This is a genomic window from Bacillales bacterium (assembly GCA_035700025.1).
GTDB lineage: Bacteria > Bacillota > Bacilli > Bacillales > DASSOY01 > DASSOY01.
Window position 1 is genome coordinate 224,912 of the sequence record DASSOY010000072.1, and the last position, 13,930, is coordinate 238,841.

The following is a 13,930-nucleotide window of genomic DNA, read 5'->3' on the forward strand; positions in this document are numbered from 1 at the left end:
TTTTAGTCGTCGACGATCGGATTTTTGTTTTCGTCGAGCGTAAATCCTTCTCCAAGTGCTTCATGAATGTCATTGACGGCGACGAACGCATGCGGATCGACTTTCCTAATGACCGTTTTCAATCGAAAAATTTCGTTTCGGCCGACGACACAATAAAGGACGTCTTTTTCCTCGCCGGTAAAGCCACCGGTACCTCGCAATACGGTCGCTCCGCGATCCATCTCGCTTATAATCTTTTTGGCGATTTCTTTGTTTTTCGCGGAAATGATCGTCGCGGCTTTTGCGGCATAGGCGCCTTTCTGGATGAAATCAATCACCCGGGAACCGACGAACACGGCGACGAGCGTATACATGACTTGATGATAACTCAAATAGACGAGCGATGATCCGAGCACGAGAACATCAGTGACGAAAAACGTTTTCCCGACGCTCCATCCGATGTACTTGTTCGCCAGACGGGCAAGAATATCCGAACCTCCCGTCGTTCCGCCGTATCGGAAAATGATGCCGAGGCCGACCCCGCCGAAAACGCCGGCAAACAATGCGGCAAGCGTCATGTCTTCATGCAGCGGAAGATTGAAGCGTAAGGTGTGCAGAAATAGCCAGACGAACATCGAATAAGCGACCGTTCCGACGATCGTATAAATGAAAACGTTACGGCCGAGGAGCCGCCAGCCGATCAAAAATAACGGGATGTTCAACAGAAGATTGCTTAAGCCCGGATCGATGCCGAACAATGCATATAAAATGAGCGTAACCCCTGTCAATCCGCCTTCGGCCAAATGGTTTTCAATGTTGAAGTGAACGATGCCGAACGCGTAGACGGCCGATCCGATTAAAATGAACAATACATTTTTCAGTTTAATGGAAAACATGTTCAGCCCCCCCTCTCCTGCATTGCGCCACTATCGATTTTCACCGAAGCGAAATGATTTGTCAAAGATGGAGCGATTCGCTAACATGGTAGGAAGAAAGCGAGGGAAGCCGATGAATGCCAAATCGATGAAGACGCTCCAGCAAGAAGTCGACGAATACATCGGTCAATTTAAAGAAGGTTATTTTTCCCCGTTGGCACAGCTTGCCCGGCTGACGGAAGAACTCGGGGAATTGGCCAGGGAAATCAATCACCATTACGGCGAAAAACAAAAGAAACCGACGGAGCTTCCGCGCACGTTGACCGAGGAAACCGGCGATTTGTTTTTTGTGTTGATCTCATTGGCGAATTCACTGGACATCGATCTGGAAGAAGCCTTTGATACAGTGATGGAGAAATTCCGTACGCGGGACAAAAATCGTTGGACAAGGATACAGGAGGGAGATGAACAAGGTGAGTGAACAACCGATTCAAATTATCGTAGCCGGTCCGCGGGGGAAAATGGGAAGCGAAACGATTCGCATGATTTCCGAAACGGACCACTTTCAGCTTGCTGCTGTTGTCGATTCGAAAAACGGCGGCAAACGGGTGGCGGATTTGCAAGGATTGCCGAAGCTGGACGCTGCGGTTTACGAAGATTTACAGCAATGCATCGATGAGAGCAATGCCGACGTGTTGATCGACTTTACGACCCCGGAAGTCGGAAAAGATCATGCGAAAATCGCAGTGAAACATCGATTGCGAGCGGTCATCGGGACTTCCGGGTTTACGGAGAACGACGTTCGCGAATTGTCCAAGCTCGCCGAACAAAACGATACAGGAATCATCATTGCTCCGAACTTTGCAATCGGTGCTGTTTTAATGATGAAGTTTTCGAAGTTGGCGGCGAAATATTTTCCCGCCGTTGAGATTATTGAACAACATCATGACGGTAAATTGGACGCGCCTTCGGGAACGGCCGTGAAAACAGCGGAAATGATGGCGGAAGTACGCGAAGCGAAAAAACAAGGACATCCGGACGAAAGCGAATCGCTTGAGGGGGCAAGAGGGGCGGAAATGGCCGGTATGCGCATTCACAGCGTGCGCCTTCCCGGACTCGTTGCGCATCAAGAAGTGATTTTCGGCGGAGACAGCGAAACCTTGAAAATCCGCCACGATTCGATTCATCGCAAGTCGTTCATGTCCGGCGTGAAATTGGCGGTCGAAACCGTCGTTGGCTTAAATGTGCTCGTCTACGGTCTCGATGAAATTTTGGAATAAGAGGTGGCGCCTGTGAAAATCGCCCTCATTGCCCATGATCAAAAGAAACAAGCCATCATCGATTTTGCTGTTGCTTATGAACCCATCTTAAGCAAACATGACTTGTACGCGACCGGGACAACCGGTAAAAAAATCAGCGAAGCCACAGGGCTCGATATCCATCGTTTTCAGTCCGGGCCGCTCGGAGGCGACCAACAAATCGGAGCCATGATCGCGCAAAACGAAATGGATCTCGTGCTGTTTTTCCGGGATCCGTTAACCGCGCAGCCTCACGAACCTGACATTACGGCGCTTATACGTCTTTGTGACGTTTACGAAATTCCATTGGCAACAAATATGGCGAGCGCGGAAATCATGATTCATGCATTAAAGGACGGAAAGTTCGCGTGGCGATCGATCATTCATGAAAGAGAGACTCGACATGGCAGACGCGCGTAAGTTGAAAATCGGGATCACGTGTTATCCAACGGTTGGCGGTTCAGGTGTGGTGGCGACCGAACTCGGTAAAATGCTGGCGCAAAACGGCCACGAAGTTCATTTTATTACATCTGACGTGCCGATTCGCCTCGAAAAGCTGGATGAAAACATTTTCTATCACGAAGTCGAAGTGAATCAATATGCGGTGTTTCGTTATCCCCCGTACGATTTGACGTTGGCAAGCAAAATGGCAGAAGTGGCACGGCGCGAACGGTTGGATTTGCTTCACGTCCATTATGCCGTTCCTCATGCAGTTTGTGCCTTTTTGGCGAAAAAGATCGTCGGTGATCACTTGAAGATCGTGACGACGTTGCACGGGACCGATATCACGGTGCTCGGCTACGATCCGACGCTTGTTGAAATGATTCGGCTCGGGATCGACCAATCGGATAAAGTGACGGCCGTCTCGGACGACTTAATTCAGCAAACGCGCGAATTGATCGAAACGAACAAGCCGATCGAGACCGTTTATAATTTCGTTGACGAAAATGTGTACTACAAACGCGACAGTTCCGCTTTGCGGGAGCGTTTCCGCATACGGCCGAACGAAAAAGTGATCGTCCATGTTTCCAATTTTCGCGGTGTCAAACGGTCGCCTGACGTGATTGAAGTGTTCGCGAAGGTGCGCGAACAAATGGCCGCGAAACTGCTGCTGATCGGCGAAGGTCCGGATTTAAACACCTGCCGCAAGCTCGTTGCGCAAAAACAGTTGGAAGACGATGTGTTCTTTCTCGGCAATCAGAAGAACGTCGCGGAAATCTTGTCGATGTGCGATTTAAAACTGTTGTTGTCGGAAAAAGAAAGTTTCGGTCTCGTGCTGCTCGAAGCGATGGCTTGCGGCGTGCCGGCGATCGGAACGAAAACCGGCGGCATTCCCGAAGTGATTGTCGACGGAGAAACCGGTTATCTTTGCGAAGTTGGGGATCTTGCCGATATGAGCCGGAAGGCGATCAGCATTTTAACCGATGCCGGTACGCAAGAGTCGATGTCGAAAAAGGCGGTGGAACGGGTTTGTGAAACGTTTCATTCGGAAAAAATATTACGGCATTACGAACGCATTTATTATGAAATTTTAGGTGAAGCGAGGACGTGATGGATCGTGGCGGACATTTTCCGGGATGCGGCTGAAGTCGTTGGGCAGTTGAAACAAAACGGTTATGAAGCGTTCATCGTCGGCGGAGCCGTTCGCGATTCGTTGCTCGGACGACGCGTCGACGATGTTGACATTGCCTCGTCAGCGACCCCACAACAAGTTGTACAGCTGTTTCGTAAGACGATTCCGGTCGGCGTCGAGCACGGGACCGTTGTCGTCCGTCATCGCGGCCGTTCTTTCGAGGTTACGACGTTTCGAACCGAATCGGACTATATCGATCACCGCCGTCCGTCGGCGGTTTCCTTTGTTTCATCTTTGCATGAGGATTTGCAGCGAAGGGATTTCACGATCAACGCGATGGCAATGACCGAGTCGGGCGAAATTATCGATCCGTACGGCGGCCGGGACGATCTCACAAACAAAGTGATTCGGACGGTCGGAAAAGCGTCCGAACGTTTCAAGGAAGACCCATTAAGAATGATGCGGGCGGTTCGTTTCGCAAGCCAGCTCGATTTTCGAATCGAGGCCGAGACGTTGAGCGCAATGACGCGCGCGGCCGCAGACCTTACACATATTTCCGTCGAACGAAAGACAGCGGAATTTGAAAAGTTGATGGCGGGAACCGCTCCCGGCCGTGCGTTTCGGCAACTCGTAACGTCGGGGCTGTTTCGTTATTTGCCGGGTTTGACCCCGTATCAACAAGGATTGGTACACATCGATGCCGATGGATTTCTTCCATTGCACAAAAATGCGGAAAGATGGGCGTATTTCGTTCGATCAATGGCGATTTCCGATGAAACCGACTGGTTGAAACGATGGAAATTAGCGAACCGACTCGTTCAAGAAATCAAGCGACTCACCGATGTCGTGCGAACGCTCGGACATCAGGCATGGACACCGTGGCTCGTATACCAAACAGGTGTCGATACGGCGGTTTCTGCTGAGCGGGTTCGCGCGGCGCTTCACGAGCGAACAGCTGACACGGAACGCATATATGAAATCGCACGTCAGCTGCCGATCCATGAACGCAAGCAATTGGCGGTCGACGGACGGGACTTGCTCGGATGGTGGGATCGGCCGCCGGGACCGTGGATTTCGCATTGCTTGGAGCAAATCGAGCGTGAAGTCATCGGAGGGCGGCTGGAGAATCGAAAGGAGGCGTTGAAGGGATGGCTGCTAAAACAGAAATCTTAACGATGCTGATTGAGCATGACGGCCGATTCGTGTCCGGGCAACAGTTAAGCGAAACGCTCGGTATCTCGCGAACGGCGATTTGGAAGCACATCGGCGAGCTTCGCGAAGCCGGCTATGACATCGCGTCCGTAAAGCGAAAAGGCTATAAGCTGCAAGGGCGTCCGGATACATTATCGACCGTGGCCGTTCAAGCCGGGTTGAAAACGAAAACGTTCGGAAAAACGGTTCATTTTTACGATCAAGTGGCTTCGACGCAAGAAATCGCCCATAAATATGCGCGTGAAGGCGAACCGGAAGGGACGTTGATCGTTTCCGACGAACAAACGGTCGGCCGCGGAAGGCTCGGCCGGCCGTGGCATTCACCGAAACGCTCCGGCATTTGGATGAGTCTCATTTTGCGGCCGCCGATCCCGCCGCAGCAAGCGCCGCAGTTAACTTTGCTGGCGGCGGTCGGGATCGTAAAGGGTCTATACAAGGCGGCCGATTTACAGTGTGAAATTAAATGGCCGAATGATATTTTGGTAGAAGGAAAGAAACTCGTCGGCATCTTAACGGAATTGCAGGCGGATCCCGATCGGGTGCATTCGGTCATCGTCGGTATCGGGATGAACGTCAACACCGAAAGGGAGCAGTTTCCCGGGGAATTGCGGGAGATTGCGACGTCCATCCGTGCGGAAACGGGAAAGGTCGTTGACCGCGCCGCGTTACTTCAGCAAATTTTATTCGAAACGGAACGATTGTACGAAGCTTATTTGCAAGAAGGATTTCATCTTGTCAAACTGTTGTGGGAAAGCCATTCCGCTACGCTCGGACGTTCCATACACGCCCGCACGCTGCGCGGAACGATCGAAGGAGAAGCCGTTGGATTAAGCGACAGCGGATTTTTGATGTTGCGTGATGCCGACGGAACTGTACATGAAATTTCTTCGGCGGACATTGATCTTCCTTCAGCAAAATGATGTGGTATAATGGAAGCGAAATGGGCGGTATCTGCGAAGAACCGCACCTAGCCGAACGGAACAACTTGGACTAGCTTAGCAAACGTTCTGCCTGGATCCATGATGGACTTGGACAGAGGGATAGTTCGACAGGTTTTGTTTGTCGATCCTTCTTTCCGTGGAAAGAAGGATTTTTTCATCGCGAGAAAATCCTTCGTGCCTACAAAATCGGAGGAGGAATGGAAATGAAAACAACGACTGTATTCAAGCAAATGAAAGCCAACGGCGAATCGATCGCGATGATCACCGCGTATGATTTTCCGTCTGCAAAGTTAGTCGAAGCGGCGGGCGTCGACATGATTCTTGTCGGCGATTCGGTCGGCAATACGGTGCTCGGCTACGATTCGACAGTGCCGGTGACGCTCGATGACATCGTCCTTCACACGAAAGCCGTTTTACGCGGTGCGCGGGACACGTTTGTGGTTGCGGATATGCCGTTCATGACGTACCACGTTTCGGAAGAAGAAACGATGAAAAACGCGATGAGGCTCGTGCAGGAAGCCGGTGCGCATGCGGTAAAAGTAGAAGGTGCGGCGGTCCATGTTGTGTCTGCCGTTGAAAAATTAACAGCCGCAGGCGTTCCGGTCGCGGCGCATCTCGGATTGACGCCGCAGTCGGTCGGGGTGTTCGGCGGCCATAAAGTGCAGGCGAAAAAAGCAGAAGCCGCGCGCAAACTGCTGGAAGATGCAAAGGCGCTCGAGGCGGCGGGGGCGTTCATGCTCGTGTTGGAATGCGTGCCGATGCAAATCGCGGAAATCGTGACGCAAGCGCTGGTGATTCCGACGATCGGGATAGGCGCCGGTGCCGGAACGGACGGACAAGTGCTTGTGTACCATGACGTTGTTGGATACGGAGGGGATTGGAAGCCGAAATTCGCGAAACGGTATGCCAACCTTTCCGAAATTGTTCACGAGGCGATCGGACGATACGTGACTGAGGTAAAAGCGAAACGTTTTCCGGAACTCGATCATTCGTTTGCAATGGATGAAAAGGAAGTTGAAAGCCTTACCGGAGATTTGAAGCGATGAAAGTGATTACGTCCATTCAGGAAATGCAGCAATCGATGCGGGAACAGATCAAGAATGGAAAAAGCATCGGATACGTGCCGACAATGGGCTGTTTGCACGAAGGCCATTTGAGTCTTGCGCGCCGCGCCGTTAAAGAAAATGACGTGACGGTGATGAGCGTGTTCGTCAATCCGCTTCAATTCGGTCCCGGGGAAGATTATGAAAGCTATCCGCGTTCGTTTGAAAACGATCAGCAAGAGGCGGAACGTGCAGGAATCGATTTTCTGTTTGTTCCGACGAACGCGGAAATGTACCCGCGCGAATCTTCATTTTTGTTAAAAGCGGTGAAACGTACCGATGTTCTTTGCGGAAAATCCCGGCCCGGCCATTTTGACGGCGTCGCGACTGTGGTAACGAAACTGTTTCATATTGTCATGCCTGACCGTGTTTATTTCGGCTTGAAAGATGCGCAGCAAGTGGCGGTCGTCGACGGTTTGATCAACGACTTCAATTTTCCGATCGAACTCGTTGCGTGTCCGACGATTCGCGAACTGGACGGGCTCGCGAAAAGTTCGCGAAACGTGAAATTGACTTCCAGCGAACGCCGGGAAGCTTCGCATTTATCCAAAAGTTTGCGGTTCGGACGCTCATTGTTGCAAGCGGGCGAAAGGAATTCCGCAAAGCTGCGTACTGAAATTACGAATCTTTTACAGGCGGGATTGAGCAAAGGGGAGATCGATTACGTCGACGTTTTGACTTATCCTGAACTTGCTCACGTCGAGCGTGCCGCTGGACGTATGATCGTCGCTTTGGCGGTGCGTTTCCCGTCCGCCCGATTAATCGACAACATGATATGGCAGGAGGGGGAAATCGATGATGCGAACGATGATGAATGCTAAACTTCACCGAGCCCGTGTAACCGAAGCGGATTTGAATTACGTAGGGAGCGTGACGATCGACGAAGATCTTTTGGACGCTGTCGGCATTTTGCCGGGTGAACGCGTACAAATCGTCAATAATCATAACGGCGCTCGTTTGGAAACCTACACGATTGCCGGTAAACGCGGCAGCGGCGTCGTTTGTTTAAACGGAGCGGCGGCGAGGCTTGTTCAAAAAGGCGACGTCGTCATTATCGTGGCTTACGCGTTGCTGACGGAAGAAGAAATTCGCGGCCATCGTCCGAAAGTGGCGGTGCTCGACGAGAACAATCAAATCGTGCAACAACTGTCCGAGGAACAACCGCTTGCCACTTTGTGATCAAGTATAACATTCGCCTTCCTTCGCAAACTAGTTGGGAAGGAGGGAGCGGTTTGCGTCTCTGGATCTTGTTCGTACTTGCGCTTCCCGTGCTTGCCGGGAACATCGATCACATTGACTTAAACTTGGAAAGCAATGAGATCGCGATGACTTTTTTCAATTTGTCCGAAGGCGAGGCAGCTTTAATTCAAAACCGAAAACAAAACATCCTCATTAATACCGGCAGTCGTTCATCACGGCAACAATTGTTTGAACGATTGCATATTTACGGGGTGCGTCAACTCGATGCGATTATTCTTACGAATGCCTCCGCGGAATATACAGGGAATCTTCAAGCGGTCATCGATAAGTTTCCTGTCCGGCAATTGATCTCAACAAAACAAGTGCTTCGCCGTCTCGAAACTGATGATCGCTCTACCGTCAAGCATTTCTATTGGTCAGAAGGCGACCGCAAACAGTTGTTGAAGAATTTGAACGTTTCGGTATTGTATGCAACGAAGCCGGGCAACGAACAAGCGGCAATGAATTTGCGTTTCCAATATGGTTCACAAAAAGTGTTGTATATGGGCATCAACGACAAGTTGTCGGAAAAAAACATGATGAAGGATCAAGCGATTCATTGCGATATTTTGAAAATCGGCAATTTCGGCAGAGAGCACGGCATTTTATCGGAATTCGTGAAAAAAGTAAATCCGGAAATCGCGGTGCTTTTTCATAAAAACGGCGTACAGCCGGACGAGGATCTTCTTGAACTGTTGGAAAACGATTGGGTCGAGTTGTTTGCAATGAAAGAAGCCGGAAATTTGACGGTCAAGATCACTCCGCAAGCCTACAATACGATCATCATCCCGCTCGAAGAAGAAGAGACGTGGTAAAGCTTGATTTTGCGGTCATTTCTTGAAATAATAGTACGGAGAAAGCCCCTGTGCGGGGTGTTTCTTTTTGTTAAATGCATTCGTACATATAAATGGAGGAACGGATGAAAAAGTGGGGCATCATTCTCGGAATCGCGGTCATTCTTGCTTTCGGTTTGAAAGGGTGGTCGGTATATCACGGTGTGCAAACGAAGCAAGAGGCCATAAAGCGGCAGGCCATCGTTGAAGCGAAGCAGGAAGGCAAGATCGACGAAGTCGTGACAGTGACCAATTACCGCGGAACGAAGGCGTATACCGTCATTTACGGGAAAAATGAGCACGGGGAAGAGCAGTATGTTTGGATTCCGCAATCCGAAGGCGAAACGATCGTGAAACCGGCGAACGAAGGGTTGAGCCGCGAAGAGGTCGTTCGTTATGCGCGGCAAAAGCTGAATCCGAAAAAAATCATTGCCGTGCGCCCGGGAGTGGAAGAGCAGCTGCCGGTATGGGAAATCGTGTTTATCGACCAAAACCAGCGCTATACCTTTTATTACTTGCGATTTGACGGTAAAGACTGGGTGAAAAACATTCATTTGTAAGGAAGGGGAACGGTAAGATGGAACTTTCGGATCGGGTGAAGACATTAACGCCTTCAAGTACATTGGCGATTACCGCAAAAGCGAACGAGCTGAAGGCTGAAGGCCATGATGTCATCGGTTTGGCGGCCGGCGAACCGGATTTTAATACGCCGATGCATGCGATTGAGGCGGCCCACGCTGCCGCACTTGAAGGGCATACGAAATATACGCCTTCCGGCGGATTGAAGCAAATCAAACAAAGCATCGCCGAACGGTTTCAAAAAGACGATCGTTTGCACTACCGACCCGAAGAGATCATTGTATGTTCGGGAGCCAAGCATGCGCTTTATACGTTATTCCAAAGTTCCATTAATCCCGGCGATGAAGTCATCGTTCCTGCACCGTATTGGGTGAGCTATCCCGAACAAGTGAAACTTGCCGGCGGCAGGCCGGTATTCGTGGAAGCATCTGAGGCGAATGATTTCAAATTGACGGCTGAGCAGTTGAAAGCGGCGGTAACAAAAGACACGAGAGCAATTATCCTCAATTCGCCGAGCAACCCGACGGGCGTCATTTACGAGGAAGAAGAGCTTCGTTCGCTTGGAGAAGTTTGCTTGGAGCACGACTTGCTCATCGTATCCGATGAAATTTACGGCCGGCTCGTTTACGAGGGGGCGAAACATGTTTCCATCGCCTCGCTGTCCGATGAGCTGAAAAAGCAAACGGTTGTCATTAACGGAGTGTCGAAAACGTATGCGATGACGGGATGGCGCATCGGCTACGCAGCCGGGGATCAACGGTTGATCAAGGCGATGACGGGGCTTGCCAGTCACAGCACATCCAATCCGGCTACGCTTTCGCAATTTGCGGCATTGGCTGCACTTGAGGACTCCCAAAACATCGTGGAAGAAATGCGTCAATCGTTTGAAACTCGGTTGAATGCGGCTTACGAAAAACTCACGAGCATACCGGGCATCACGTGCGTAAAACCGAAAGGCGCTTTCTATCTGTTTCCGAACATGAAGGAAGCGGCGCTAAGGTGCGGTTACGACGACGTTACTGAATGGTCGAAAGCGTTGTTGGAAAACGAAAAGGTAGCCGTCGTTCCAGGCGCCGGTTTCGGAGCGGCCGACAATGTTCGGCTGTCTTACGCGACTTCCATGGAGCTTATTCAGGAAGCGTTACACCGCATGGAACGATTTATTTTGAAAACGAGCAAATGACGAAATGGAGGAAACGACTTGAAAACAACGATTTCAAACGTCAAGCAACATGTGGATCAAGAAGTGACGATCGGCGCTTGGCTGGCCAATAAACGATCGAGCGGGAAAATCCAATTTTTGCAATTGCGTGACGGCACCGGATTCATTCAAGGCGTTTTGGTGAAGAAAGAAGTCGACGAGGAAACATGGGAACGAGCGAACCGTCTCACCCAAGAAAGCTCCCTTTACGTTTCCGGGGTCGTAAAAAGGGACGAGCGGTCGCCAAGCGGTTTCGAACTGGCAGTAACGGGGCTGGAAATCATCCAAACAGCAAACGATTATCCGATAACCCCGAAGGAGCACGGCGTCGAATTTTTAATGGACCACCGTCATCTCTGGTTGCGCTCGAGCCGGCAACATGCGGTGCTTCGCATTCGGAATGAAATCATCCGTGCAACGTACGAGTTTTTCAATGATCAAGGTTTCGTGAAAATCGATCCCCCGATCTTGACGGGAAGTTCGGCTGAAGGCACGACAGACCTTTTTCATACTCAATATTTTGACGAAGAAGCGTATTTGTCGCAAAGCGGGCAATTGTACATGGAGGCAGCTGCAATGGCGTTCGGGCGGGTATTCTCGTTCGGACCGACGTTCCGCGCGGAGAAGTCGAAAACCCGCCGGCATTTGATCGAATTTTGGATGATCGAACCGGAAATGGCTTTTGTCGAACATGAAGAAAGCCTCGAAATTCAGGAAAATTACGTTTCTTACGTCGTGCAGTCCGTTTTGAAAAACTGCTCGATGGAGCTGAAAGCTCTCGATCGAGACACCTCGGCATTGGAGAAAGTGAAGGCCCCGTTCCCGCGCATCACCTATGATGAGGCGATTGAATGGTTAAACGAAAACGGATACGACATTGCATGGGGCGAGGATTTCGGAGCCCCGCACGAAACGGCGATTGCCGAAAAGTATGACAAGCCGGTGTTTATTACGCATTACCCGACGAAAATTAAAGCGTTTTACATGCAACCGGACAAAAACCGCGCGGACGTTGCGCTATGCGCCGATCTCATTGCACCTGAAGGGTATGGTGAAATTATCGGCGGCAGCGAACGGATTTCCGATCCCGATCTTATGAAGCAGCGATATGACGAACATCAATTGAGCGGAGATGCCTACAAATGGTATTTGGAATTGCGGGAGTATGGTACCGTTCCGCATTCCGGTTTCGGACTCGGTCTCGAAAGAACGGTAGCGTGGATTGCTGGAGTGGAGCACGTGAGAGAGACGATTCCGTTCCCGCGATTGTTGAACCGCTTATATCCATAAATGAAAAACTCCGTGCTGATTCGCACCTCCGATTGTTTAACAATGAGATGCGGTGCATCGCGGAGTTTTTTTATTTGGCGTCGCGGCGGGAATTCTAAACGAGAGGGTGCAAGAGGTCCACTCTTTTATGGGCAGACGCGTCGTTTGCACTGGCGATTCATGCTATAATGAGTCAAGAGGTGTCGATATGAAACGAGAAAAAATGATTGAATGGATGACCGAAGGTCATTTTACCATTCCGAAAGTTTTATTTAACCATTATACCGATATCGGCCTTAATGAGGAAGAATGCATGTTGCTGCTTCAAGTGCATGCGTTCCAGGCGGAAGGGAACCGTTTCCCGACACCGAAACAGTTGGCGGAAGGCATGACGTTTTCTTCGGAAAAATGCGCATCTTTGCTGCGCGTATTGATCAAGCAAAAAGGTGTGTTATCGCTGAAACAACATCGGGATGAAACGAACGGTGTATACTCCGACTCGTATTCTTTGGAACCGTTGTGGGAAAAGCTGTTGTCCTATTATTTTGAAGCGGATCAACCTGCGCAGGCAACTCCGCAAAACGAAGATGTCTTTACTTTGTTTGAAAAAGAATTCGGCCGTCCGATGTCACCGCTCGAATGCGAATCGATCTCGATGTGGCTTGACGACGACGGACATTCGCCGACCATCATTAAATCAGCTTTAAAAGAGGCGGTCATGGCAGGGAAGCTGAACTTCCGCTACATTGACCGCATTTTGCTCGAATGGAAAAAGAACGGGATTCGAACGCCGGAGCAGGCGAAACGCTACGGTGAAAACTTCCGACGCACGAATCGAAATGCTCCGTCGAACGGATCGGATAAAAAAGAGCCGTTCCCGTTTTACAATTGGTTGGAAAAGTAGTGAGAGGATCGCCATGTTGAATCGTACACAAATTCGATATTGTCTTGACGAAATCGCGAGAATGTTTCCGGATGCCGAATGTGAGTTGAAGCACCGCAACCCGCTTGAATTAACGGTTGCCGTCATTTTATCAGCGCAATGTACCGATGCGCTCGTAAATAAAGTAACCCCTGGTCTGTTCGCGAAATACAAGCGGCCGGAAGATTATTTGAACGTTCCGCTCGAGGAGTTGCAGCAAGACATTCGTTCGATCGGCCTTTTCCGTAACAAAGCGAAAAACATTCGCAAAATGTGCCGGCAGCTGATTGAAGAGTATGGCGGGGAAGTTCCCACGGAACGTGAAGAATTGCTTACATTGGCCGGTGTCGGTCGAAAAACCGCGAACGTGATCGCATCGGTCGCTTTCGGTGTGCCGGCGATCGCTGTCGATACACACGTGGAAAGGGTTTCGAAACGACTTGGAATCTGCCGATGGAAAGATTCGGTCTTGGAAGTGGAAAAAACATTAATGAAAAAAGTGCCGATGGAAGAATGGACCGATACGCACCACCGGCTCATCTTTTTCGGCCGTTACCATTGCAAGGCGCAAGCGCCGAATTGTACGGGATGCCCGTTGCGTGATCTATGCCGCGAAGGAAAAAAAAGACTGAAAACGACATAAATTACATCTGAATGATCTATCATTCAGGTGTTTTTTTATGAGTGGCTAACTTCGAATTCACAAATGCAAAAGGCAAGCGTCCGATCGGTGATCGAACGCTTGCCCGACAAGCTGCCTGCCAAATTATCTATCCTGCCTTTTCGGTCGCCGTCGACTCGGCGGGGGTGTTCATTTTATTGTGTTGTTGAGGTTTCGCTCGACTCGGTCTTTTTCTTTTTCTCCGTGCCGGGCAACGCATCGGTCGGCGAATCGGCAGGGACTTC

16 protein-coding genes are annotated in these 13,930 nt (G+C 50.4%); 15 read left to right on the forward strand and 1 reads right to left on the reverse strand.

Annotated features, from left to right (window positions below; translation table 11 throughout):
* Positions 1–2 precede the first annotated feature (2 nt).
* Positions 3–875: a YitT family protein gene (locus VFK44_13000; GenBank protein ID HET7629284.1), complete on the reverse strand. Its 873-nt coding sequence runs from the start codon at positions 873–875 to the stop codon at positions 3–5.
* Positions 876–987: 112 nt separating this feature from the next.
* Between VFK44_13000 and VFK44_13005 the strand changes: the two genes are divergently transcribed.
* From VFK44_13005 to nth, 15 genes are all read left to right on the forward strand, one after another.
* Positions 988–1,335 (forward strand): nucleotide pyrophosphohydrolase, encoded by a 348-nt coding sequence (locus VFK44_13005; protein ID HET7629285.1) that lies wholly within the window; start codon positions 988–990, stop codon positions 1,333–1,335.
* Positions 1,319–2,134 (forward strand): 4-hydroxy-tetrahydrodipicolinate reductase, encoded by an 816-nt coding sequence (gene dapB, locus VFK44_13010; protein ID HET7629286.1) that lies wholly within the window; start codon positions 1,319–1,321, stop codon positions 2,132–2,134. Before VFK44_13005 ends, dapB begins: the two co-directional genes overlap by 17 nt.
* Positions 2,135–2,146: 12 nt before the next feature.
* Positions 2,147–2,572: a methylglyoxal synthase gene (mgsA, locus tag VFK44_13015; protein HET7629287.1), complete on the forward strand. Its 426-nt coding sequence runs from the start codon at positions 2,147–2,149 to the stop codon at positions 2,570–2,572.
* Positions 2,556–3,704: an N-acetyl-alpha-D-glucosaminyl L-malate synthase BshA gene (gene bshA / locus VFK44_13020; protein HET7629288.1), complete on the forward strand. Its 1,149-nt coding sequence runs from the start codon at positions 2,556–2,558 to the stop codon at positions 3,702–3,704. Before mgsA ends, bshA begins: the two co-directional genes overlap by 17 nt.
* Positions 3,705–3,710: 6 nt before the next feature.
* Positions 3,711–4,898, forward strand: a complete 1,188-nt coding sequence (locus tag VFK44_13025) for a CCA tRNA nucleotidyltransferase (protein HET7629289.1) — start codon at positions 3,711–3,713, stop codon at positions 4,896–4,898.
* Positions 4,874–5,857, forward strand: a complete 984-nt coding sequence (locus tag VFK44_13030; GenBank protein HET7629290.1) for a biotin--[acetyl-CoA-carboxylase] ligase — start codon at positions 4,874–4,876, stop codon at positions 5,855–5,857. The genes VFK44_13025 and VFK44_13030 overlap by 25 nt, the downstream gene beginning before the upstream one ends.
* Positions 5,858–6,081: 224 nt before the next feature.
* The gene (gene panB / locus VFK44_13035; GenBank protein HET7629291.1) at positions 6,082–6,924 is read left to right on the forward strand and encodes a 3-methyl-2-oxobutanoate hydroxymethyltransferase; all 843 of its coding nucleotides are present in this window, start codon (positions 6,082–6,084) and stop codon (positions 6,922–6,924) included.
* Positions 6,921–7,802, forward strand: a complete 882-nt coding sequence (panC, locus tag VFK44_13040) for a pantoate--beta-alanine ligase (GenBank protein HET7629292.1) — start codon at positions 6,921–6,923, stop codon at positions 7,800–7,802. Before panB ends, panC begins: the two co-directional genes overlap by 4 nt.
* Complete coding sequence (panD, locus tag VFK44_13045; GenBank protein ID HET7629293.1) at positions 7,777–8,160, forward strand: aspartate 1-decarboxylase; 384 nt, start codon at positions 7,777–7,779, stop codon at positions 8,158–8,160. The genes panC and panD overlap by 26 nt, the downstream gene beginning before the upstream one ends.
* Before the next feature lie 53 nt (positions 8,161–8,213).
* Complete coding sequence (locus tag VFK44_13050; protein HET7629294.1) at positions 8,214–9,035, forward strand: MBL fold metallo-hydrolase; 822 nt, start codon at positions 8,214–8,216, stop codon at positions 9,033–9,035.
* Between the two features lie 104 nt (positions 9,036–9,139).
* Positions 9,140–9,613 carry a DUF5590 domain-containing protein gene (locus VFK44_13055; GenBank protein HET7629295.1) on the forward strand — a complete coding sequence of 158 codons (474 nt, stop codon included), beginning with the start codon at positions 9,140–9,142 and terminating at the stop codon, positions 9,611–9,613.
* Between the two features lie 17 nt (positions 9,614–9,630).
* Complete coding sequence (locus VFK44_13060; protein HET7629296.1) at positions 9,631–10,815, forward strand: pyridoxal phosphate-dependent aminotransferase; 1,185 nt, start codon at positions 9,631–9,633, stop codon at positions 10,813–10,815.
* An 18-nt stretch (positions 10,816–10,833) separates the two neighbouring features.
* Positions 10,834–12,123 (forward strand): asparagine--tRNA ligase, encoded by a 1,290-nt coding sequence (asnS, locus tag VFK44_13065; GenBank protein HET7629297.1) that lies wholly within the window; start codon positions 10,834–10,836, stop codon positions 12,121–12,123.
* A 187-nt stretch (positions 12,124–12,310) separates the two neighbouring features.
* A complete protein-coding gene (locus tag VFK44_13070; GenBank protein HET7629298.1) occupies positions 12,311–13,006 on the forward strand; it encodes a DnaD domain-containing protein in 696 nt (231 codons plus the stop codon).
* A 13-nt stretch (positions 13,007–13,019) separates the two neighbouring features.
* The gene (gene nth, locus VFK44_13075) at positions 13,020–13,667 is read left to right on the forward strand and encodes an endonuclease III (protein ID HET7629299.1); all 648 of its coding nucleotides are present in this window, start codon (positions 13,020–13,022) and stop codon (positions 13,665–13,667) included.
* The last annotated feature ends 263 nt before the right edge of the window (positions 13,668–13,930 follow it).

What these genes read in the sequence shown, in the direction of transcription:
- panD (HET7629293.1), top strand. Translation starts at nt 7,777, where the DNA reads ATGATGCGAACGATGATGAATGCTAAACTTCACCGAGCCCGTGTAACC.
- VFK44_13000 (HET7629284.1), bottom strand. Translation starts at nt 875, where the DNA reads ATGTTTTCCATTAAACTGAAAAATGTATTGTTCATTTTAATCGGATCG.
- VFK44_13030 (HET7629290.1), top strand. Translation starts at nt 4,874, where the DNA reads ATGGCTGCTAAAACAGAAATCTTAACGATGCTGATTGAGCATGACGGC.
- VFK44_13060 (HET7629296.1), top strand. Translation starts at nt 9,631, where the DNA reads ATGGAACTTTCGGATCGGGTGAAGACATTAACGCCTTCAAGTACATTG.
- panB (HET7629291.1), top strand. Translation starts at nt 6,082, where the DNA reads ATGAAAACAACGACTGTATTCAAGCAAATGAAAGCCAACGGCGAATCG.
- dapB (HET7629286.1), top strand. Translation starts at nt 1,319, where the DNA reads ATGAACAAGGTGAGTGAACAACCGATTCAAATTATCGTAGCCGGTCCG.
- bshA (HET7629288.1), top strand. Translation starts at nt 2,556, where the DNA reads ATGGCAGACGCGCGTAAGTTGAAAATCGGGATCACGTGTTATCCAACG.
- VFK44_13055 (HET7629295.1), top strand. Translation starts at nt 9,140, where the DNA reads ATGAAAAAGTGGGGCATCATTCTCGGAATCGCGGTCATTCTTGCTTTC.
- nth (HET7629299.1), top strand. Translation starts at nt 13,020, where the DNA reads ATGTTGAATCGTACACAAATTCGATATTGTCTTGACGAAATCGCGAGA.
- panC (HET7629292.1), top strand. Translation starts at nt 6,921, where the DNA reads ATGAAAGTGATTACGTCCATTCAGGAAATGCAGCAATCGATGCGGGAA.
- VFK44_13070 (HET7629298.1), top strand. Translation starts at nt 12,311, where the DNA reads ATGAAACGAGAAAAAATGATTGAATGGATGACCGAAGGTCATTTTACC.
- VFK44_13005 (HET7629285.1), top strand. Translation starts at nt 988, where the DNA reads ATGAATGCCAAATCGATGAAGACGCTCCAGCAAGAAGTCGACGAATAC.